Origin of the sequence: Streptomyces sp. NPDC006743 (assembly GCF_040703815.1) — a bacterium.
Taxonomy (GTDB): Bacteria; Actinomycetota; Actinomycetes; order Streptomycetales; family Streptomycetaceae; genus Streptomyces.
On the sequence record NZ_JBEYJA010000002.1, the window covers coordinates 16999 to 38530 of the forward strand.

Consider the following 21532-nt stretch of genomic DNA (forward strand, 5'->3'; position numbering starts at 1 on the left):
GCGCGCGCCCGGGGCATTCCGGCTCCCGCCACGGGGGCGGTCCACGGTTGCGGGTCAGCGCCGGATTTCCACCGGCTTCCCCCCGGACAGGCGTGAAACGACCGGGCCACTCTACCGGCCCGGCCGGCGGCGGCCGCGGGGCGGCTGTACGGACACGGGGAGGCAGGGACGCAGGAAGGCAGGGCGTGCTGCGGCTGCGGTCCCGGCGCGGGTCCGCCGAACGGCAGACGCAGGGTCCGGGAGGCAGGCGGCCGGTCACCGCCGCCGGTCCGGCCGATCCGCGGGCCCCCACAGCAGCCGCGCACCGGCGGGGGCACGCGGAACCCCCCGGGGATGGCCGCAGGGGGTGGTGGCATGCGAAAACCTACGAGACGGGTTCCCTTCGCCGGTATGGTCCGGATCAGGTGATGGGGGTCGCCTTCCGGTTCTCTGCTGCGAACCTTCCGGCCTCTCAGCCCTACCGTCGACGTCGGCCCCGGCGGATGCCTCGGCGTCTCGAGGATGCCTCAGCGTCTCGCGGAAGTCGGCTACTCCGGTCGGACTCCCTCACTCGTCCCGTAGGCCCTTTCAGGATAGAACGCCTGCCACCGGACGCAATACCCCAAGCCGGGAAAAAGGACTATTCGTGCCCTCTCTCCGTCAGGCCGATCAGCCGGCACACCGTCTCGATGTCCCCCTGGACCTGCGCGATGGAGGCACGGCCGGAGAGCCAGGTGATCAGGGCCGACAGCCAGGTGTGCTCGATGACCCGGACCGCGGAGAGCTGCTCGGGCGTCGGGTCGTCCTGGCCCATCGCGTCCAGGATGATCGCCGTCGTCTGCCGGGACACCTGGTCGACCTCGGGGCTCACGCCGCGGTCGGCGAAGGTCAGGGCGCGGACCATGGCGTCCGCGAGATCGGGCTCGCGCTGGAGGGCGAAGAAGGCGCGCATCAGCGTCTCCGCCACCCGCTCGGCCGCGCTGTCACCGGCCGGCGGCCGCTTGCGCAGCGTGCCGTGCAGCCGCTCCAGCTGGTCCTGCATCGTGGCGACCAGCAGGTGCACCTTGGACGGGAAGTACCGGTACAGCGTGCCGAGGGCGACCTGCGAGGACTCCGCGACCTCGCGCATCTGCACCGCGTCGAACCCGCCCCGGGAGGCGAGGTGCGCGCTCGCGCGCAGGATGCGGCGGCGGCGCTCCTCCTGCCGCTCGGTGAGCGGCGGCGCGTCCGACCGGGAGGTGCCGGCATGCGGCCGGGAGGTACTGGCGTGCGCAGGCATGGGTCACGCTCCATGGCAGTCGGTGGGGACGGGCGGTCGGACAGCGTGGCAGGGGCGCGGGCCGCCGCGCGACCCCGCGTACGTCCGGACGCACGGCCGAGTGCCCGGCGCCCGCCCGCCTCGGCGCGAGCCCCCGGGTGGCACCGGCCCGGGGCGGCCGGGGCGGGGCCCGGAACGGCCGGGACGGACCGGCCGGACCCGGAGCGGGCCTGGACGGGCCGGGCGGACCTGGACCGGGCCGACTCGCGGTGGACTCGTGATGGACCGGGGCGCGGGGCCGGGTCCGAGCCGTGGCGCGAATCACCCGGTTCACTGCTCACAGCGCGGCTACCTGCCGGTAGATTCGGAGCCTCCTGAACGATCAAGACGATCAAGTCTGAAACTTGTTCTAGATTAGCGTCCCGGCGTAATCTCGCGGGACGGTGCAGTCAGAAGGGGGCCCAGAGTGACCGCTGAGGCCAGTCAGGCCGGGTCCCCGGCGGACCTCGCCGCGGACGGAGGGCGACCGCTCAGGATCGCGCTCCTCACCTACAAGGGAAACCCGTTCTGCGGCGGCCAGGGCGTCTACGTCCGGCACCTCTCGCGCGAACTGGCCCGCCTCGGCCACCACGTCGAGGTCATCGGCTCCCAGCCCTACCCCGTCCTCGACGAGGACGAGGAGTACGCCGGTGCGCTGCGCCTGACCGAACTGCCCAGCCTCGACCTGTACCGCCAGCCCGACCCCTTCCGCACCCCGGGGCGCGACGAGTACCGCGACTGGGTCGACGCGCTGGAGGTCGCCACCATGTGGACCGGCGGCTTCCCCGAACCGCTGACCTTCTCCCTGCGCGCCCGCCGCCACCTGCGCGCCCGCCGCGGCGAGTTCGACGTCGTCCACGACAACCAGACCCTCGGCTACGGCCTCCTCGGCGACGTCGGCGCCCCCCTGGTCACCACCGTCCACCACCCCATCACCGTGGACCGGCAACTGGAGCTGGACGCCGCAACGACCCGGCAGCGGCAGTGGTCGGTGCGCCGCTGGTACGCGTTCACGCGCATGCAGAAGCGGGTCGCGCGCCGCCTGCCGTCCGTGCTCACCGTCTCCGGCACGTCCCGGCAGGAGATCGTCGACCACCTCGGCGTACGCCCCGACCGCATCCACGTCGTCCACATCGGCGCCGACACCGACCTGTTCTCACCCGACCCGTCCGTGCCGCAGGTGCCGGGCCGGATCGTGACCACCTCCAGCGCGGACGTCCCCCTCAAGGGTCTCGTCTTCCTCGTGGAGGCCCTGGCGAAGGTCCGCGCCGAACACCCCGGCGCGCACCTGGTCGTCGTCGGCAAGCAGCCGGCCGAGGGCCCGGTCGCGCGGGCCGTCGAGCGCTACGGGCTCAAGGACGCCGTCGAGTTCGTCAAGGGCATCTCCGACGCCGAACTGGTCGACCTGGTCCGCTCGGCCGAGGTCGCGTGCGTGCCCTCGCTGTACGAGGGCTTCTCGCTGCCCGCCGCCGAGGCCATGGCCACGGGGACCCCGCTGGTCGCCACGACCGGCGGCGCGATCCCCGAGGTCGCCGGCGAGGACGGCGAGACCTGCCTGGCGGTGCCGCCGGGCGACGCGGGAGCGCTGGCCGCCGCCCTGACCCGGCTGCTGGGCGACCCGGAGCTGCGCGCCAGGCTGGGCGCGGCAGGCCGCGCCCGCGTGCTGCGCCGCTTCACATGGGCCCGTGCCGCCGAGGGCACCGTGGCCCGCTACCGCGAGGCCATCGCGGACTCCGCCCGCCCCCGCGCCGCACAGCGGTCGGCGTACCGCCCCGCGACCGTCCCGGCGGCGACCGGGACGGCCCGGACCGCACCGGCAGCGGCGGCTGCCGAGGCGGCCCCGACCGCACCAGCAGCAGGCGCACCCGCCGCAGACGCATACGAAAGCAGGGCCACGTGCTGACCGTCGACTTCTCCCGGTTCCCGCTCGCCCCGGGCGACCGCGTCCTGGACCTCGGCTGCGGCGCGGGGCGGCACGCGTTCGAGTGCTACCGGCGCGGCGCCCAGGTCGTCGCCCTCGACCAGAACGGCGAGGAGATCCGCGAGGTCGCCAAGTGGTTCGCGGCGATGAAGGAGGCCGGGGAGGCACCCGCCGGGGCCACCGCCACCGCCATGGAGGGCGACGCCCTCGCCCTGCCCTTCCCCGACGAGTCCTTCGACGTCGTCATCATCTCCGAGGTGATGGAGCACATCCCCGACGACAAGGGCGTCCTCGCCGAGATGGTGCGCGTGCTCAGGCCGGGCGGCCGGATCGCCGTCACCGTGCCGCGCTACGGACCCGAGAAGGTCTGCTGGGCCCTGTCCGACGCCTACCACGAGGTGGAGGGCGGCCACATCCGCATCTACAAGGCCGACGAACTGCTCGCGAAGATGCGCGAGGCGGGCCTGAAGCCGTACGGCACCCACCACGCCCACGCCCTGCACTCGCCGTACTGGTGGCTCAAGTGCGCCTTCGGCGTCGACAACGACCAGGTGCTGCCCGTGAAGGCGTACCACAAGCTGCTCGTCTGGGACATCATGAAGAAGCCGCTGGCCACCCGGGTCGCCGAGCAGGCGCTGAACCCGCTCATCGGCAAGAGCTTCGTGGCCTACGCGACCAAGCCCCACCTGCCCCGGGCGGCCGCCAAGTGACCACCCCCCGGACAGAACACCTCGTCCTGCCCGGGGTCCTCACCGCCGAGCAGGCCGCCGCGACCGTGGACGGCATCCTCGCCGCCCAGCGGGAGGACGGCGCCATCCCGTGGTTCCGCGGCCACCACCTCGACCCGTGGGACCACACCGAGGCGGCGATGGCGCTGGACGCGGCGGGCGAACACGAGGCCGCCTCACGCGCGTACGAGTGGCTGGCCCGCCACCAGCTGCCCGACGGCTCCTGGTACGCCGCCTACGCCGACGGCGCCCACGACGACGTCACCGACCGCGGCCGGGAGACCAACTTCGTCGCCTACGTCGCCGTCGGCGTCTGGCACCACTACCTCTCCACCGGCGACGACACCTTCCTGGACCGCATGTGGCCGGTCGTCTACGGGGCCGTCGAGTACGTGCTGCGCCTGCAGCAGCCCGGCGGGCAGATCGGCTGGAAGCGCGAGGACGACGGGACGGGCACCACGGACGCCCTGCTCACCGGTTCCTCCTCCGTCCACCACGCGCTGTGCTGCGCCCTCGCCATCGCCGAGCAGCGCGAGGAGCCGCAGCCCGACTGGGAGCTGGCGGCCGGAGCGCTCAGGCACGCCATCCGCAGGCACCCGGAGCGGTTCCTGGACAAGGACCGCTACTCCATGGACTGGTACTACCCGGTGCTCGGCGGCGCGGTGACCGGCGCGGAGGCCAAGGCGCGCATCGAGGCCGGCTGGGACCGCTTCGTCGTGCCCGGCCTCGGGGTGCGCTGCGTGGTGCCCAACCCGTGGGTGACCGGCGGTGAGTCGGCCGAACTCGCCCTCACCCTGTGGGCGGCGGGCGAGTCCGACCGCGCGCTCGACGTCCTGAAGTCCGTCCAGCACCTGCGCGACGCGGACAGCGGCCTGTACTGGACGGGGTACGTCTTCGAGGACGACGCCATATGGCCGCGGGAACTGACCACGTGGACGGCCGGTTCGCTGCTCCTCGCGGTCGCCGCGCTCGGCGGCCACGAGGCCACCTGCACGGTCTTCGCCCAGGACGGCCTGCCCAGGGGCCTGGAACCGGACTGCTGCGGCACGGCCGCCGGCGGCTGAGGCACGGCCGCCGGCGGCTGGGGCCTCCGGCCCGCCGGGGTCAGCCGCGGTGAATGCGGTTGGCGATGGCGTGGCCGACGAAGAGGTACACGACCGCGGCCAGGCCGTACCCGGCGACCACCCGCGCCCACGCCTCGTCGAAGGTGAACAGGTCGCGCGACCAGCCGGCGAGCCAGTCGGCCGCGTGATGGACGAACCGCACCAGGTCGTTGGCCCGGTTCGCGTCCAGCAGGTACATCAGGATCCACAGTCCGAGGATGACGGCCATGATGTCGGCGACCACCGCGATGACCGTCCCGGCGGAGCCGGAACCCGTGCGATATCGAGGGGACATGCCCTTGCGTCTGGCCGCGCGCGGCCGGTCGAAACCCGTACGCCTACGGAAAGTCAGGCGCACCGCACGGAAGGTGCTCTGTTTCGGGCGCCGCGGCCGGGTTCACACGGACCCCTGGAGTACCCGGAACAACACCTTCCGGGACCGGAGCAACAGCTTTCGGGAGGACACCGTGCCCGTACCGATACGGCGCCTCGCTGTGGCGCTCACCCTGTGCTGCGCCCTGCTCGCCGGATCCACCACCGCGTGGGCCACCGGCCAGGGCGACGGGCGGCAGACCAGTCCCACGGTCGCGGTCGCCGCGGCCACGCCCAGCCCGAGCACCTCCGCCGAGCGGCAGAAGTTCGCCAAGACACGCTTCGTGGCGAACGCGGCCCTGGCGGCCGGAGCCACCTACCAGTGGATCTGGAAACCGTACAAGGAAGGCAAGTTCAAGAAGGGCACCAAGCACCGCAAGGCGACCCTCCTCAAGGCCGGTCTGGCCGGCGCGTTCACCTACAACCGGCTCAAGGCGGCCGTGCACAACGCCCAGGGCGACCCGACCCTCTCCAAGGCGCTCGAACCGCTCAACGCGGCCATCGCCGGACTGAAGGACCTGCCGGCCAAGCTCCGCAAGGGCGACGGCTCGGCGGCGAACGCGTTCAACGACACCCTCAACAAGGTGAAGGACGCGGGCAAGAGCGCGGGAGCCCCGGTCAAGGACAAGGTGCCCACGCCCTCCGAGCTGAAGAACGGCGCCCGGTCCGGCTCCTGACAGGAGGTCCGGCCCGTCCGAGCACGGCGACGGCCCCCCGCCCGTGAGGACGAGGGGCCGCAGGGTCCGCGGCGCCGCGGGATGCGCGGCGCCGTGAGCGGCTGTCAGCCGCGCTGGATGTTCGAGGCGTCCTGGAGGACACCGCGGCGGCCGTCCTGCATCTCCGTCAGCAGGCCCTGACCGCGCTGATCCACCGCCAGGTACCAGGTACCCGGGGCCAGTTCGGCGATCGGCGCGGGCGAACCGTCCTCCGCGAACAGCGGACGCGGCGCCGGGACGGCGAACCAGAACGGCGAGAAGGCGGGCGCGGGCTGACCTCCGGCGGCCGGGGCCGGCTGCCCCGGCTGCTGGCCGCCGAAGGACGCGCCGGGCTGCGGCTGGCCGCCGTACGACGGCTGCGGGGCGCCCTGGGCGCCCGGGTAGCCGTAACCGGCCTGCGGCTGCGCGCCGTAGGGGTGCGGGGCGGCCGGCCTCGGTGCCGGGACGAGCGCGGCCTGCAGGGCGGGGACCAGCGGGGTCGCGACCGCCGCGCCCGCGAGGACGAGGGCCGCGATGAAGCCGAGGACCAGGCCCGAACCCGCGCCGTACATGCCTGGGTCCACCAGGTCCCAGAACAGGATCCACGCCACGAGCACCGTGAACGCCGTGCCCACCGTGCCCAGTTCCAGCCCGGCCACCTTGCGCGGCTGGGGCAGGCACCGGTTGACGACGACCAGCGCGGCGCCGGCCAATCCGCCCACGTAGACGCCGAGCCCCATGCCGAGGCCGTCCCAGGCGGTGGAACTCAGGTAGTCGTGGGTGTGGAGGAACGACGCGATGAACAGCAACACCGCTGCTCCGATCACCACGCCGTCGCCCCGAGTGAGGGAGCGGATATTCACGTCAGGTCCTTCAGGTCGTCTCGTCGTCGGTAGAGGCGTCGCTGTCACCAGGTAGCCGTCACCGGGTCCTGGCGTGAAGCGCGGGGGTGGCCCCTCATCGTACGGGTGACACTATCGCCCGTACGGTCGGCCTGTCCGCCGGGACGGCGGCGCCGGTCAGGACCCGCGCAGGAAACTCACGATTCCCTCAGACATGCCCTCGGCCGCCTTCTGCCGCCACGTTCCGCTGGTCAGCAGGGCCGCGTCCGCGCTGTCGCGCATGTTGCCGCACTCGATGAACACCTTGGGAACCGTTGACAGATTGAGACCACCCAGGTCCTTCCGCGTGACGAGTCCGCTGCCGCCGCCGAGGTAGTTGGAGGGCGGCTCGCCGGTGACCCGCAGGAAGTTGCCCGCCACCCGCTCGCCCAGGTCGCGGGAGGCGGCGACGATGGCGCGGGTGTCGGCCGCGCCGTCGTGGACGGCCGCCGGCAGGATCACGTGGAAGCCGCGGTCGCCGGGCGCCGCGCCGTCGGCGTGGACGGAGACGGCCGCGTCGGCGTGCGCGGTGTTGCCGATCCGGGCGCGTTCGTCCACGCACGGGCCCCAGGCGGGGGAGCCGTCGTCGTGGGTCAGCTTCACCGTGGCGCCCTGCCGTTCCAGCAGGGTGCGCAGCCGGTGGGCGACGTCCAGGGTGAACCGGGCCTCGGCGTAACCGGCGTTCGTGGCGGTGCCGGTGGTGTCGCACTCCTTCCGGTTGGTGCCGATGTCCACCCGGCGGGCGATCTCGGACGTGTGCCGGAAGTTGCCCGGGTTGTGGCCCGGGTCGATGACGACGACCTTGCCCTCCAGCGGGCCCGCCGCGCCGCCGGGCCGCTTCCCGTCGTCACCGGGAGCGGCCGGGGACGACGCGCTCCCGGACGGTTCTCCGGACGGCTTCCCCGGCGGTCCGCCCCCCGGGGAGGACGCCGGAGCGGAGGCGGCGGAGGAGGACGGTGCGCCCGAGGAGGCGGCGCCGGCGCCGTCCGGGGCGCCCACCGCCTCGTACCCCAGCCAGCACAGCAGCCCGCCGCACACCAGCGCGGCGACGGCGAGGGCCGGCCCGCGGCGCGGCCGGCCGGGCCGCCCGGAGGGGTCCTGACGGGGTTCGAATTCGGGGCCTGCGTACGACACGACTGCGACCCTAACCGCGGGCGGGGGCGGCCGGGCCGGTTCGCCGCAGGACGCGCAGCGAGCCGGTCACCGAGACCTCGGTGAACTCGCCGGACTCCAGCGCCCGCAGGTACACGCGGTACGGCGCCTGTCCGGTGAACTCGTCCACCGGGTCGGGGAACACGTCGTGGATGACCAGCAGGCCGCCCTCGGCGATGTGCGGAGCCCAGCCCGCGTAGTCCGCGCCCGCGTGCTCGTCGGTGTGGCCGCCGTCGACGAAGACGAGGCCGAGCGGGGTGTTCCACACGGCGGCGACCTGCGGCGAACGCCCCACGAGCGCCACCACGTGCTCCTCCAGACCGGCCCGGTGCAGCGTGCGCCGGAAGGCGGGCAGCGTGTCCATCAGGCCGAGTTCGGGGTCGACCGTCTCCGGGTCGTGGTACTCCCAGCCGGGCTGCTGCTCCTCGCTGCCGCGGTGGTGGTCGACGGTGAGCGCGGTGACCCCGGCGCCGCGGGCGGCGTCGGCGAGCAGGAGCGTGGACCGTCCGCAGTACGTGCCGACCTCCAGCAGCGGCAGCCCCAGCCGGCCCGCGTCCACCGCCGCCGCGTACAGCGCCAGCCCCTCGTCCGTGGGCATGAACCCCTTCGCGGCCTCGAAGGCGGCCAGGATGTCGGGCTTCGGTGCCGCGGTCATGCAGCGGGTCCTTCCGGTCGTACGGCGTTCAGGGCGCCCATGCTGCCGCACCCGCTGCCGGGCGGGCGACAGCGGGTGCGGTGGCGTACGTCTCAGAGCCGCGGCCCGGGGACGGGCCCGGCCGGGCGGTGTCCGCCGGGCCGGGCGGTGTCCGTCAGGCCGTGACCGTCTCGGCCGGGAGGGCGAGGTCGAGGTCGACCGGGCGGTCGTCGCCCGCGTGGGTCGCCGCGGAGGCGTGCGGGCCGTGACCGGCGGCGCGGGCGGCCAGGACGTAGGGGCCCTGGGCCGGCACCGCGAGGGTGTAGCGGCCGTCCGCCGCGGAGAGCGTGGCACCGGCCTGGCGGCCGTGCCGGTCGATCAGGGTGACCTTGGCGCGGGCGACCGGGGCGCCGCCGGCGTCCAGCACCCGGCCGCGGAAGCCCCGCAGCACCTCCTCCGCGTGCGCCAGGTTGGCGTCCTCCTCGCTGCTGGCGCGCAGCTGCGTGGTGGTGGAACGGTTCGGCCGGGGCAGGCACAGGGCGAGCACCAGACCGACGGCGACCGCGGCGGCGGCGATCAGGAAGGAGACGCGGAAACCGTGCATGGTCGGGATCGCGACGCCGTTCACGTGGTCCGCGGTGTTGGCCAGCACCATGCCGATCACGGCGCTGGACACCGAGGTGCCGATGGACCGCATCAGCGTGTTGAGGCCGTTGGCCGCGCCGGTCTCGGACGCCGGGACCGCGCCGACGATGAGCGCGGGCAGCGAGGAGTAGGCGAGGCCGATGCCCGCGCCCAGCAGCACCGAGGTGAGGACGGTCTGCCAGGCCGCGTTCATCAGGCCCAGGCCACCGCCGTAGCCGACGGCGATGATCAGCAGACCGGTGATCAGGGTGACCTTGGGGCCGTAGCGGGCGGACAGGCGGGCGTAGACGGGCGCGGTGAACATCATCGTCAGGCCCAGCGGGGCCACGCACAGTCCGGCGACCACCATCGACCGGCCGAGGCCGTAGCCGGTGGCGGCCGGCAGCTGGAGCAGCTGGGGCAGGACGAGCGAGACGACGTAGAAGGCGACGCCGACCATGATCGAGGCGAGGTTGGTGAGCAGCACCTCGCGGCGGGCCGTGGTGCGCAGGTCGACCAGCGGGGCCTTGCTGCGCAGCTCCATCAGGCCCCACAGCAGCAGGACGACGACGGCGGCGGCGAACAGGCCGAGCGTGGTGGCGGACGACCAGCCCCAGTCGCTGCCCTTGGTGATCGGCAGCAGGAACAGCACCAGTCCGGCGGACAGGCCGAGCGCGCCCGGCAGGTCGAAGGAGCCCTCGGCGCGCATCGGGGACTCGGGGACGGTGAGGAGGGTGAGGACGATGGAGAGGACACCGAGCCCGGCGGCGCCGTAGAAGAGGGCGTGCCAGTCGGTGTGCTGGGCGACCAGGGCGGCGGCGGGCAGCGCGAGACCGCCGCCGACGCCGATCGAGGAACTCATCAGGGCCATCGCCGAGCCGAGCTTCTCGCGGGGCAGCATGTCGCGCATCAGACCGATGCCGAGCGGGATCGCACCCATGGCGAAGCCCTGGAGGGTGCGGCCCACGATCATGACGAGCAGGGCGTCGGTGAAGGCGCTGACGAGCGCGCCCACCACCATGACGGCGAGGCTGGCTATCAGCATCCGGCGCTTGCCGTACAGGTCGCCGAGGCGGCCCATGATCGGCGTGGCCACGGCGCCCGAGAGGAGGGTGGAGGTCAGGACCCAGGTGGCGTTGCTGGGCGAGGTGCCCAGCAGTTGCGGCAGGTCCTTGATGACCGGGACGAGCAGGGTCTGCATCACCGCGACAACGATGCCCGCGAAGGCGAGCACCGGGACGACGGCCCCGCTCGCGCTCCGGGTGGGCCGGTTGGTCGTCGTGAGCGTCATTGAGGGCGGCCTCCAGGCCTTGAGTCGAGAAGATCGTTGATCAACCGTGCGGGATAAGTGGTGGGTAAACCTCGTTCGCCGAGGCACCTATTCCGATGCTTCGGCGTACTAACGAATTCTTGACCGTTCCGAAAGAATCTGACTGGACGTCAGGTGGAGGACCGGTCACGGCAGCGTCCGAGGGGGGCCGGGGGACACCGGAGGGAGGAGGGGGAGGGTGCCAGGGGAGGGATGGCGGGGGCCGGGGGGGGGCGGGGCGGAGGACGTAGGTCCGCGGGACCAGGCGGGTCGGCGCGAAATCCCGATGCAAGGGGCACGGGCGGCTTGAGACCATGACACCCATGCTCGAAGCCGCCGGTCTCACCCCGACCGCCCCTCGCCGCACCCCGCCGCCGCCCGCCTGGCTCGTCATCGCCCTCGCCTGCGCCGGGCAGTTCCTGGTCGTCCTCGACGTGTCCGTCGTCAACGTCGCCCTGCCCTCGATGCGCACCGACCTGGGACTGAGCGGACCGGGCCTGCAGTGGGTGGTGAACGCCTACGCCATCGCGTTCGCCGGGTTCATGCTGCTCGGCGGCCGGGCCGGCGACCTCTACGGGCGCAAGCGCATGTTCCTGGTCGGGCTCGGCCTGTTCACGCTGGCCTCGCTCGGCGGCGGCCTCGCCCAGGAAGGCTGGCAACTGCTGCTCGCCCGCGCCGTGCAGGGACTCGGCGCGGCCGTGCTCGCCCCCTCCAGCCTCACCCTGCTCACCGCCGCCGTGCCCGAGGGGGCCGCCCGCGCCCGGGCCATAGCCACCTGGACGGCGGTCGGCGCGGGCGGCGGCGCCGCGGGCGGCCTGGTCGGCGGGATCCTCGTGCAGGGCCTGTCGTGGCGGTGGGTCCTGCTGATCAACGTGCCGGTCGGCGCCGTCGTCCTGGCGGCCTCCGCGCGCCGGCTGACGGAGAGCCGGGCCGGCGACCGCAGACGGCTCGACCTGCCGGGCGCGCTGCTGGTCACGGCGGGCCTGGCCACCCTCGCGTACGGCATCTCGCAGACCGAGGCCGAGGGCTGGACCGCCGCGGCCGCCCTGGTCCCCCTGCTCGGCGGACTCGTCCTCATCACCGCCTTCCTCGCGGTGGAGGCGCGCACCGCCGCCCCGCTGATGCCGCTCGCCCTGCTGCGGGTGCGCTCGGTGGCGTCCGCGAACGCGGCGATGCTCATCTCCGGCTCGGCGATGTTCTGCATGTGGTTCTTCATGACGCTGTACGCGCAGAACGTCCTCGGCTACTCCCCGCTGGACGCCGGACTCGCCCTCGTCCCCAGTTCACTGGCCGTCGTCCTCGGCTCCAAGGTCGCGCCGCGCCTGATGCGGGCGGCGGGCGCGCGCAGCGTCGCGGTGCTGGGCACGCTGGTGGCGGCGGCCGGGTTCGGCTGGCAGTCGGCGATGCGGGCGGACGGGGTGTACCTGACGGCGATCATGTTCCCCGGGATCCTGATGATGCTCGGCGCGGGCCTGGCCGGGACACCGCTGGCCGCGCTGGCCACCTCGGGGGCCGCCCCCGGCGACGCCGGACTGGTCTCCGGGCTCGTCAACACCTCGCGCACGATGGGCGGCTCGCTCGGCCTCGCGGTCATGTCCACCCTCGCCGCGGCCCGCACCGCCGGACGCACCACACCGGTCGGCCTCACGGAGGGGTACGCCCTGGTCTTCCGCACCGGCACCGCCGTCCTGCTCGCCGGGGCGCTGCTGATGCTGGCGTGGCTCCCGCGCGCGGCACGGAGGGCGACCTGAGCAGCGGCCGTCCTCGCGGACCCGCTCGCCGCAGGAGAAAGGGAGGCCGGCGCGGCGGAGAAAGGTGCCGGCCGGGCCCTCGGCGCGGTCCCCGAGGGGACTTCGGCGGGCCGGCGGCACGACCCCTCACCGCGCCCGCGCCGCCCCCGCACAGGCCCGCACACAGCGTCCCGCACTCGCCGGGAAACCCCCTCTGACCTGGGCTTTCCGGTAGTCCGCCGCTACTGTCGCGGTACCGGAACGGGCCCGGCGGAGGGCCCGGTGAGAGGGGGAGCCCGCATGGGCCAGGACACGGAGCGGGGCACGGAGCGGAGCGCGGACGGAGGCGGGGGCGCGGGCCGTGACATCCGTACCGTGGACGACGTACTCCGGCTGCTGGACGGGCTGTTCGCGCCGGACGCCGACCGGTGGTCGGACGGCGCGGCCGGCTGGTGGGACGGCTTCTACGCCGACCGGACCCGGCCGGTGCCGTTCTTCGCCGCCCGGCCGGACGAGAACCTGGTGGAGTGGCTCGACTCCGGGCTGATCGACGGCCGGCGAGCGCTGGACCTCGGGTGCGGGCCGGGCCGCAATGCCCTGCACCTCGCGGCGCGCGGCTTCGAGGTCGACGCCGTGGACCTGTCGCCGGCCGCCGTGGCGTGGGCGCGGGAACGGGCCCGGGAGGCCGGCGCCGAGGTGCGGTTCCTGTGCGGGGACGCCTTCGCGGCGGCCGGCGACCGTCTCACCGGGCCGTACGACCTGGTCTACGACTCCGGCTGCTTCCACCATCTGCCGCCCCACCGCAGGATCAGCTACCTCGCGCTGCTGGAGCGGGTCCTCGCCCCCGGCGGCCGGTTCGCCCTCACCTGTTTCGCCGCCGGCGCCATGGGCTGCGAGCTGCCCGACGCCGAGCTGTACCGCACCTCCCGGCTGCACGGCGGCCTCGCCTACACCCCCGGGTCGCTGCGCCGGATCTTCTCGGGACTGCGGGAGGTGGAACTGCGCCGGATGCGCGACGAGCCGGACGGATCGCCGTGCTTCGGGGAGGACTTCCTGTGGGCGGCACTGTTCCGCGACGAGCCCGCGGGCGCCGGGACCTGACCTCCCCCTCCCCCTACAGCCACCCCTGCTGCCGGGCCTCGCGCACCGCCTCCATGCGGTTGCGGGTGCCGGTCTTGCCGATGGCCGAGGAGAGGTAGTTGCGGACGGTGGACTCCGACAGGTGCAGCTTCGCGGCGATGTCGGCGACCGTCGCCCCGTCCACGGACGCCTTCAGCACGTCGCGCTCGCGGACCGTCAGAGGGTTCGGCCCGGCGCTCAGCGCGGCGGCGGCGAGCGCCGGATCGACCACCGTCTCGCCCGTCAGCACCCGGCGGATCGCGGCGGCCAGCTCCTCCACCGGCCCGTCCTTGACCAGGAACCCCGCCGCGCCCGCCTCCATCGCCCGGCGCAGGTAGCCGGGCCTGCCGAAGGTGGTCAGGATGAGCACCCGGCAGTACGGCGCCTGCTCACGCAGTTCTGCGGCGGCGTCCAGACCGCTCATGCCCGGCAGTTCGATGTCCAGCAGGGCCACGTCGGGCCGGTGGGCCAGCACGGCGTCCACGATGGCGTCCCCCGCCGCCACCTGGGCGACGACCTCCATGTCCTGCTCCATGCCGAGCAGCAGGGCGAGCGCGCCCCGCATCATTCCCTGGTCCTCGGCGAGCAGGACGCGGACGGACTTGGCGGGCCGGCGGTCCCGGGGCATCTCGTTCACGGACCAAGGGTAGGGAGTCGCGGCGGCGCCTGCCGGGGGAGCGCAGGGGGTACGGGGAGGGCGGGGGAAGCGCATCGGGACGGACGCCCGGGCACCGCGCCGGTGCACGGGCGTCCGGCGGCCAGGCGCCGGCCGCCTTTCGCCGGCACCCGCCGTACGCCGCTCGCCGTGCACCGGCGCGGGCAGTTCGCCGGCCCGCCGCGTTTCCGCCTCCGGGCCCGACGCGCACGCTGCTCCCCGCGCCGTCGGGGTTCAGGCTGGTAGTCGCGGCATTTACGCCGCGCTCGTGGGCTTCATCTGTTCGCGGTGCTGCCCGCGCCCGTAACGCTCCCCGCGCTGGTGGCGCTCGCGGCGTTCACGCTGCTCCCCGCGCTCGTCGCGGCGGCCAGGGCCGCGGCCGTCAGTTCCTCCGTGCTCGTGGGGAGCCGCGCGGTGACCGTGAAGCCGCCGCGCGGTGACGGGCCCGCCTCGAGCGAGCCGCCGGCCGCCGCGAGGCGTTCGGTCAGGCCCTTCAGGCCGGTCCCGCCGATGCCGGGCACGGCCGGGCGGGCCGCGGCCGGCGCGCCGCTCCCGTCGTCCGCGACCGTGAGGCGGACGTGCTCGGCCCCTCCGGTGACACTGATCTCGCAGCGGTCCGCGCCGCTGTGGCGGACCGCGTTCGTCACCGCCTCGCGCACCACCCAGCCCAGCAGCGCCTCCGACTGCGGCGTCAGCGGCGGCCCCGAGCGGCGCACGACGGCCTCGATGCCGGCGGCGCCCAGCGCCGAACGCGCCCGGTCCAGCTCCGTGCTCAGGCTGCCCTCGCGGTAGCCGGTGACCGCCTCGCGGATCTCGGTGAGCGCCTGCCGGCCGACCGACTCGATGTCGGCCACCTGCGTCAGCGCGGCGTCCATGTCCCGGGGCGCCAGGCGCCGGGCCGCCTCCGACTTCACGACGATCACCGACAGGGTGTGGCCCAGCAGGTCGTGCAGGTCACGGGAGAAGCGCAGCCGCTCCTCCTCCACCGCCCGCCGGGCCAGTTCCTCACGGGCCGCCCGCAGTTCCCGTACCGCCTCGCTCAGGCTCAGGATCGCGGCGGTCACCATGGTCGACAGGAACGTGGCGTAGGCGATGTTGATGCCGTCCCAGCCCTCGTGGAAGGCGGCGACGCAACCGGAGAAGACGGCCAGCGCCATACCGGAGCGCCCCAGCCACGGGCCCCGCAGGATCGCGCCCGTCGCCAGCCCGAACAGCGGGAAGAACAGCAGCCAGTTGCCGCCGTAACCGAGCCCCAGCGCGGTGGTGACCAGACCCATCAGCGCCAGCGCCGTCCGCGTCGCGGTCGCCGCCCGCCGCTTCCTGTCGAAGGCGTTGAAGACGACGTAGATGTAGAGCGAGTTGAAGGCGAGCAGGCCCAGGCCGCCTATCCACGCGTTCGGGGTCCTGCCCTGGAAGATGTTGGAGAGCGAGCCCAGCCCCATCAGCAGCCAGGGCAGCAGGGCGAAACCGGAGGGCGGCGGCCCCGGGTTCTCGGGCACCTGCCCCGCCTTCTGCGCGGCCCGCCACTCGGCCTTGAGGTGCTCCTTGTTCGCCTTCCAGTGCCGCTGCGCCTCCCGCGCCTCGCGGACGGCCGCCCGCCACGACCGCGCGTGGCAGGAGATACTGCGCCTCCAGCTCATGTCCCGTTCCCCCCGAGTGTCAGACGTCTCCCGCGTTGCGGCGGTACGACAGCACAGCGTACGAACCGAACGCCGTGAGCCGGCCCGCCGGCACGAGGATGGCACCGGCGGCCGGGGCGTGCCCCTCGGCGGGCCTTGGCCGTCCCCCGGAAGGACACGGTCCTTCGTGTCTGCGTCATGACAGAGACGCTACGGATCCGGGCGGGGCGTACGGCAGATGCGGATGTACGGAGTCGGACGGGACGTCCGCACCATGCCGGGCGGGACAAATGTCCCGGGTGACGCCCGGCGGGACAGGGTCCCGGCCACACCGGGCGGGACAGATGTGCAGGGCTCGCCGGGCGGGACAGGGCCTCGGCCACACCGGGCGGGACGGACGTGCCGGGCGCGCGGGGCGGGGCGGATGGCCGGGCGCGCCGGCGGTCGGGCCGCCGGGAGCTTCACGGGCCGCGAGCGCCGGGTGTACAGAGGGCGCATGCCCATCGACGCAGCCCGTGCCCTGGCGGCCGGCCCCCGCACCCGTGAGATCTCCTGGACGCCCCGCGACGTGCAGCTCTACCACCTCGGCCTCGGCGCGGGCGTCCCCGCGACCGACCCCGGCGAACTGCGCTACGCCCTGGAGACCCGGCTGCACGTCCTGCCCAGCTTCGCCACCGTCGCCGGCGGCGGGGCGCCCGGCGTGATCGGCGCGCTGTCCGTGCCCGGCGTCGACGTCGGCCTCGCGCAGGTGCTGCACGGCGGCCAGGCGCTGACCGTCCACCGCCCGCTCCCCACCGCGGGCACCGCCACCGCCACCAGCGAGATCACCGCCGTGTACGACAAGGGGACGGCGGCCGTCCTCGTCCTGCGCACCGAGGCCGCCGGCCCCGAGGGGCCGCTGTGGACCGAGGAAGCGCGGATCTTCGTCCGCGGAGAGGGCGGCTGGGGCGGCGACCGAGGGCCCTCCGCCCGGCCCGACGCGCCCTCCGGTGAGCCGACGCGCACCGTGCGGCGCCCGGTGCGCGAGGACCAGGCCCTGCTGTACCGGCTGACCGGCGACGACAACCCGCTGCACGCCGACCCCGGCTTCGCGCGGGCCGCCGGGTTCGACCGTCCGATCCTGCACGGCCTGTGCACGTACGGCATGACCCTCAAGACGGTCGTCGACACGCTGCTCGACGGTGACGTGACCCGGGTGCGCTCCTTCACCACGCGCTTCGCCGGGGTCGTGTACCCGGGCGAGACCCTGCGCGTCCGCATGTGGCAGGGGCAGGGGCAGGGGCAGGGGCAGGGGCAGGGGCAGGAGCCGGGGCCGGGGCGCGGGGAGGAGCGGGGGCGGGGCGGTGTGGTGCGGGTGGCGGTGAGCGCGGTCGAGCGGGACGACGCGGCCGTACTGGCCGACACGGTCGTCGAGTACGGCTGAGCCCGGCCACAGGCCCCGCCCGTGTCCCCCCGGTGCGCCGGGCCGGGACGCGGAACGGCCCCGTCCTCCTCGGGAGGACGGGGCCGCGTCTCGCTCTCCGTACCGTCAGGCCGCCATCTCGGTCTGCCCGTCGCCCGTCTTGCGGTGCCGGCCGCTGGGGGCCGTCTCGCCGTCTCGGGAGGAGACCGGGCCGCGGTGCTTGCCGTGGCCCTCCGCCTCCTGGACATCGGTCGTCAGCGGCTGGGTCTTGCTGGCGTCGCTCATCGGAAAGAACTCACCCCGTCAACATCATCTTTCGTACAGCCGGGCGAGTTTAACCGGCACACCTCGGGCGAAATCCAGGCGGACGCGCCAACCGGCACGACTTCGTTACCTGGCCGCCATCCGCCCCGTGACCGGCCCTGTCATCCGCCCTGTGAGCGCGGCCTGTTGCAGGGTTACGGGCCGGGGAACGACGGGTGACGGAGGCTCCTGTTCCGGGAGCGGGAGGGGTTCGAAGGACGGCGGGAGGGGGCCGGCTGCGGGGGTTGCGGCCGGGGGGAGCGGGCCGGCGGCCCCCGGATCCGCCGCCTTCGGAACCGGACTCCGCGGGTACGCACTCCCGGCGTGCGGGGCGTGTGTGTTCGGGGCCTGTGTGGGCCGGGGCTGCGTGTCCCGGGTCTGTGTGGGCTGGATCTGTGGGGCCCGGGTCTGTGTGTCCGGGGCCTGTGCGAGCGCCGCTTGGGCGGGCGCGGTTGGTGCGGTCCGGCTCTGTGGCGTCACAGTCCGTGCGTGCGCGGTCCCCGTGGCCGGCGTCCGTGCGTCGGGGGCCTGCGGGCTCGCGGCGCCGTGGGAACCGGCCCGCGGCTCGTCGTCGAGTGCGCCCGCCGGCGCCGGGAACGACGGGTTCAGGGACGCGGGGACCGGCGGCGGGGGAGCCGGGAGCGACGGGTCGAAGGACGCCGGGACCGGCGGCGCGGGGGCCGGGAGCGGCGGGTTCGAGGACGTCTGGTCCGGCAGCGTGGGCGCCGGGAGGGCCGACGTCCGGCGCACCGGCACCCACCGCGCCCCCCGGATCACCGGGGACGGCCGGCGAGCCGCCGGGAGCGGCATCGGGCGCGGCGCCGGAAGGGGTGCGGGAAACGGCGCCGGAAGGGGTGCGAGGCCCGTGGGCCCGGTCGTCGGCACGCCGGACGGCACGCCGGCCCCGGCCCCGGGCGCAAGGGCCGCGGGAAGAGCCGTCCACGCGTCCGGTGCCTCCCGCCCCGGCGCGGTCCAGCGCGCCACCCCGCACGGCACCGCGCCCGTGCTGAACGGCAGCCGCAGCGTGCCCTCGGCCGTCCACACCCCCGCGCCGGTCAGCCATCCCTCGGGCGCGGGGACGTGCCGCACCCGCCGCTCCGCGGGCCGCCACACCCCGACCCAGCTGCCGAACGGTCCGTCGCAGCGCAGCGCCACCGCGCAGTGTTCCGGGGTCAGCACCTGCCCCGGCTGGATCGCGAACGGCGTGACCGTGCAGTCGGGCACCCGCAGGCACTGCGGGAACCGCACCGGCAGGGTGCTGCCGAGCACGCCCCAGCCCAGCCGGAACCGCCCGGGGGAGGGCGCGTCCGAGCGGATCAGCAGCAGTCCGCTGTCGGGGTCGGCCAGCAGCAGCCGGTCGTCGCTGTGCGGGGCGATCTGGAGCAGCGGGGTCACCTCGCCGCCGCCCCCCAGGTCGACCACGACCGCCTTGGTGCGCCCGGCCGCCCGCCGGTCCAGGGCGAGCATCCGCCCGGCCCGGTCCAGCCAGACCCCGCCCGAGCAGTGGCCCGGCACCTCGGCCACCATCTCGGGCCCGAAGGCGCCGCCCGCCACCAGCCACACCGCCGAGGACCGCGGCCCCACCGCGAGCGCGTACGCCCGCGCGCCGCCGGGAGCGCAGGGCAGCAGCCGCATCCCGGTGCGCTCCGGGCACTCGACCGCGCCCAGGGGCAGTTCGCCGGTGCCGGGGCCGGTCGGGTACAGCAGGGAGAAGGTGTGGCGGCCCGCCACCAGGCGCCGGATGAGGACCCGGCCGTCGCCCATCGGCTGCACCTCGGTGCCCGGTTCCTCGGGCTGGTCGGCCGGCAGCGGCACGGCGTACGGCTCGGGGCCGTCCAGCGTCCAGCGCTCCGGGTACCAGGAGTCGCCGCTGCGGGCGAGCCGTGCGGCGTAGGCGCCGTCCGCCGTGATCGCGCAGCCCGCCGCGGGTCTCGCGCCGTCCTCGCCGACCGCCGACGGCGGTGGGGCGCCCTCCTGTTCGTGTGCTGCCGAGGGCCCCGGAGAGGCACAGACTGTCATCACTCGGTCACCTCCTGTGAGGACGCTAGTTTTCGTACGCACAGGCGGAGGACCGGCGGGCGGGCGCTTCACACATACGGGTGGCCAAGGAACGATTCGCCTGAGAAAAGCGGAACGTTTGTGCTGGAGAAGTACGAAACCTCTGTACGACCGATCCCGGCCCGGACCGATCCCGGCCCCGGACCGGACCCGGCCCCGGACCGGACCCCGGTGAGTCCGGGACCGCACCCGGGCGGAACGCGGCGGGACGCGCGTGGCGCGAGGCGTCCCCTCCGGGGCGCGGGCCCGGGCGGGACCCTGACAGGGTCCCCGGGCCGGGTGGCCCGCTCCGGGGCGGGCGGCGCCGGTTCAGCCGCGCCGAACACCCAGGTAGCCTTGCACCCGTGCCCCGTCTGTCTGAAGTCATCACCGCGCTGGAGACCCTGTGGCCCCCCGAGCGGGCCGAGTCCTGGGACGCGGTCGGCACCGTCGCGGGCGATCCCGGCCAGGAGGTCGGCCGGGTCCTGTTCGCCGTCGACCCGGTCCAGGAGATCGTCGACGAGGCGGTGAAGCTGGGCGCCGACCTGCTCGTCACCCACCACCCGCTCTACCTGCGCGGTACGACGACCGTGGCGGCCTCCACCTTCAAGGGCCGGGTCGTGCACACCCTCATCAAGAACGACATCGCCCTGCACGTCGCCCACACCAACGCGGACACCGCCGACCCGGGCGTCAGCGACGCGCTCGCCGGAGCGCTGGACCTCAGAGTCGTACGGCCCCTCGTCCCGGACCCGAGCGACCCGGAGGGCCGCCGGGGCCTCGGCCGCGTCTGCGAACTCGACCACCCGCTGACCGTGCGCGAGCTGGCCGCCCGCGCCGCCGAGCGGCTGCCCGCGACCGCGCAGGGCATCCGCGTCGCAGGCGACCCCGACGCGGTCGTCCGCACGGTCGCCGTCAGCGGCGGCTCCGGCGACAGCCTCTTCGACCACGTACGGGCGGCGGGCGCGGACGCCTTCCTCACCGCGGACCTGCGCCACCACCCGGCCTCGGAGGCCCGCGCCCACAGTCCTCTCGCGCTGCTCGACGCGGCGCACTGGGCCACCGAGTGGCCCTGGTGCGAGCTGGCCGCAGCCCAGCTCGACGAGATCTCCGACCGGCACGGATGGGGCCTGCGCGTCCACGTCTCCAAGACGGTCACCGACCCCTGGACCGCCCACGCGGCGTCCACCACCACCGACGAACCCATGGGAGCCCCCAACTGAACGCCGCGCCCGCCGACCAGATCCGACTCCTCGACGTCCAGGCCCTCGACGTCCGCCTGCAGCAGCTCGCGCACAAGCGGAAGTCGCTGCCCGAGCACGCCGAGATCGAGTCGCTGACCAAGGACCTCACGCAGCTGCGCGACCTGCTCGTGGCCGCGCAGACCGAGGAGAGCGACTGCGCCCGCGAGCAGACCAAGGCCGAGCAGGACGTGGACCAGGTGCGCACCCGCGCCGCCCGCGACCAGCAGCGCCTGGACTCCGGTGCGGTCACCTCGCCCAAGGACCTCGCCGGCCTCCAGCACGAGATCGCCTCGCTCGCCAAGCGCCAGGGCGACCTGGAGGACGTCGTCCTGGAGGTCATGGAGCGCCGCGAGTCCGCGCAGGAGCGCGTCGCCGAGCTGACCGAGCGCGTCGGCTCCGTCCAGGCGAAGGCCGACGACGCCGTGGCCCGCCGCGACGCGGCCTTCGAGGAACTGGACGGCGAGGCCGCCACCGTGACGAAGGAGCGCGAGGTCGTCGCCGCCTCCGTCCCGGCGGACCTGCTGAAGCTCTACGACAAGCTGCGCGAGCAGCAGGGCGGCATCGGCGCTGCCAAGCTGTACCAGCGCACCTGCCAGGGCTGCCGCCAGGAGCTGGCCATCACCGAGCTGAACGAGGTCCGCGCCGCGGCCCCGGACACGGTCGTCCGCTGCGAGAACTGCCGCCGCATCCTGGTGCGCACCGCAGAGTCCGGCCTCTAGACGCGCAAG

18 protein-coding genes, 2 pseudogenes and 1 riboswitch are annotated in these 21532 nt (G+C 74.6%); of the genes and pseudogenes, 9 read left to right on the forward strand and 11 right to left on the reverse strand.

Annotated features, from left to right (window positions below; all coding sequences use genetic code 11):
* Positions 1 to 11: 11 nt before the first annotated feature.
* Positions 12 to 82, reverse strand: a riboswitch (cobalamin riboswitch).
* A 537-nt stretch (positions 83 to 619) separates the two neighbouring features.
* Positions 620 to 1258, reverse strand: coding sequence for a TetR family transcriptional regulator (locus ABZ719_RS01600; RefSeq protein ID WP_366723252.1), 639 nt, complete (start codon positions 1256 to 1258; stop codon positions 620 to 622).
* Between the two features lie 445 nt (positions 1259 to 1703).
* Between ABZ719_RS01600 and ABZ719_RS01605 the strand changes: the two genes are divergently transcribed.
* The 3 genes from ABZ719_RS01605 to ABZ719_RS01615 are packed head-to-tail and all read left to right on the forward strand — an operon-like array spanning position 1704 to position 4989.
* Entirely contained in the window at positions 1704 to 3179 is a 1476-nt protein-coding gene (locus ABZ719_RS01605) for a glycosyltransferase family 4 protein (protein WP_366723253.1), read from the forward strand.
* On the forward strand, positions 3173 to 3907 hold the full coding sequence (locus tag ABZ719_RS01610) for a class I SAM-dependent methyltransferase (RefSeq protein WP_366723254.1): 735 nt from the start codon (positions 3173 to 3175) through the stop codon (positions 3905 to 3907). Before ABZ719_RS01605 ends, ABZ719_RS01610 begins: the two co-directional genes overlap by 7 nt.
* On the forward strand, positions 3904 to 4989 hold the full coding sequence (locus tag ABZ719_RS01615; protein ID WP_366723255.1) for a prenyltransferase/squalene oxidase repeat-containing protein: 1086 nt from the start codon (positions 3904 to 3906) through the stop codon (positions 4987 to 4989). The genes ABZ719_RS01610 and ABZ719_RS01615 overlap by 4 nt, the downstream gene beginning before the upstream one ends.
* A gap of 40 nt (positions 4990 to 5029) precedes the next feature.
* Here the strand turns inward: ABZ719_RS01615 and ABZ719_RS01620 are convergent, their stop codons facing one another.
* Positions 5030 to 5323 carry a hypothetical protein gene (locus ABZ719_RS01620; RefSeq protein ID WP_037854114.1) on the reverse strand — a complete coding sequence of 98 codons (294 nt, stop codon included), beginning with the start codon at positions 5321 to 5323 and terminating at the stop codon, positions 5030 to 5032.
* Between the two features lie 172 nt (positions 5324 to 5495).
* Here ABZ719_RS01620 and ABZ719_RS01625 point away from each other — a divergent pair, with 172 nt between their 5' ends.
* Positions 5496 to 6077: a hypothetical protein gene (locus ABZ719_RS01625; RefSeq protein WP_366723256.1), complete on the forward strand. Its 582-nt coding sequence runs from the start codon at positions 5496 to 5498 to the stop codon at positions 6075 to 6077.
* A gap of 104 nt (positions 6078 to 6181) precedes the next feature.
* On the opposite strand, the gene ABZ719_RS01630 is transcribed toward ABZ719_RS01625, so the two are convergent.
* The 4 genes from ABZ719_RS01630 to ABZ719_RS01645 all read right to left on the reverse strand — a co-directional run bounded on the left by ABZ719_RS01630 (position 6182) and on the right by ABZ719_RS01645 (position 10677).
* Positions 6182 to 6958, reverse strand: a complete 777-nt coding sequence (locus ABZ719_RS01630) for a hypothetical protein (RefSeq protein ID WP_366723257.1) — start codon at positions 6956 to 6958, stop codon at positions 6182 to 6184.
* A gap of 156 nt (positions 6959 to 7114) precedes the next feature.
* Positions 7115 to 8110, reverse strand: coding sequence for an N-acetylmuramoyl-L-alanine amidase (locus tag ABZ719_RS01635; RefSeq protein ID WP_366723258.1), 996 nt, complete (start codon positions 8108 to 8110; stop codon positions 7115 to 7117).
* Positions 8111 to 8120: 10 nt separating this feature from the next.
* Positions 8121 to 8783, reverse strand: a complete 663-nt coding sequence (locus ABZ719_RS01640; protein ID WP_366723259.1) for a class I SAM-dependent methyltransferase — start codon at positions 8781 to 8783, stop codon at positions 8121 to 8123.
* 154 nt (positions 8784 to 8937) lie between these two features.
* Complete coding sequence (locus tag ABZ719_RS01645; protein WP_366723260.1) at positions 8938 to 10677, reverse strand: MFS transporter; 1740 nt, start codon at positions 10675 to 10677, stop codon at positions 8938 to 8940.
* Positions 10678 to 11018: 341 nt separating this feature from the next.
* Between ABZ719_RS01645 and ABZ719_RS01650 the strand changes: the two genes are divergently transcribed.
* Positions 11019 to 12446, forward strand: a complete 1428-nt coding sequence (locus ABZ719_RS01650; protein WP_366723261.1) for a DHA2 family efflux MFS transporter permease subunit — start codon at positions 11019 to 11021, stop codon at positions 12444 to 12446.
* Between the two features lie 279 nt (positions 12447 to 12725).
* On the forward strand, positions 12726 to 13526 hold the full coding sequence (locus ABZ719_RS01655) for a class I SAM-dependent methyltransferase (protein ID WP_366723262.1): 801 nt from the start codon (positions 12726 to 12728) through the stop codon (positions 13524 to 13526).
* A 13-nt stretch (positions 13527 to 13539) separates the two neighbouring features.
* Here the strand turns inward: ABZ719_RS01655 and ABZ719_RS01660 are convergent, their stop codons facing one another.
* The 3 genes and pseudogenes from ABZ719_RS01660 to ABZ719_RS01670 form a co-directional block, all read right to left on the reverse strand.
* Positions 13540 to 14172, reverse strand: a complete 633-nt coding sequence (locus tag ABZ719_RS01660) for a response regulator transcription factor (protein WP_366723490.1) — start codon at positions 14170 to 14172, stop codon at positions 13540 to 13542.
* Between the two features lie 302 nt (positions 14173 to 14474).
* Positions 14475 to 15839, reverse strand: coding sequence for a sensor histidine kinase (locus ABZ719_RS01665; RefSeq protein ID WP_366723263.1), 1365 nt, complete (start codon positions 15837 to 15839; stop codon positions 14475 to 14477).
* Positions 15840 to 15858: 19 nt separating this feature from the next.
* A pseudogene (locus ABZ719_RS01670) lies at positions 15859 to 15969 on the reverse strand (ABC transporter permease); the annotation flags it as partial.
* Positions 15970 to 16314: 345 nt separating this feature from the next.
* Between ABZ719_RS01670 and ABZ719_RS01675 the strand changes: the two are divergent.
* Entirely contained in the window at positions 16315 to 17241 is a 927-nt protein-coding gene (locus tag ABZ719_RS01675; protein WP_366723264.1) for a MaoC/PaaZ C-terminal domain-containing protein, read from the forward strand.
* A gap of 105 nt (positions 17242 to 17346) precedes the next feature.
* Here the strand turns inward: ABZ719_RS01675 and ABZ719_RS01680 are convergent, their stop codons facing one another.
* Both ABZ719_RS01680 and ABZ719_RS01685 read right to left on the reverse strand, forming a co-directional pair.
* A complete protein-coding gene (locus tag ABZ719_RS01680; protein ID WP_366723265.1) occupies positions 17347 to 17505 on the reverse strand; it encodes a hypothetical protein in 159 nt (52 codons plus the stop codon).
* Positions 17506 to 18483: 978 nt separating this feature from the next.
* Positions 18484 to 19542, reverse strand: a pseudogene (locus ABZ719_RS01685) (hypothetical protein); the annotation flags it as partial.
* A 383-nt stretch (positions 19543 to 19925) separates the two neighbouring features.
* Here ABZ719_RS01685 and ABZ719_RS01690 point away from each other — a divergent pair.
* A complete protein-coding gene (locus ABZ719_RS01690) occupies positions 19926 to 20783 on the forward strand; it encodes a Nif3-like dinuclear metal center hexameric protein (protein WP_366723266.1) in 858 nt (285 codons plus the stop codon).
* Positions 20780 to 21523: a C4-type zinc ribbon domain-containing protein gene (locus ABZ719_RS01695; RefSeq protein WP_366723491.1), complete on the forward strand. Its 744-nt coding sequence runs from the start codon at positions 20780 to 20782 to the stop codon at positions 21521 to 21523. Before ABZ719_RS01690 ends, ABZ719_RS01695 begins: the two co-directional genes overlap by 4 nt.
* The last annotated feature ends 9 nt before the right edge of the window (positions 21524 to 21532 follow it).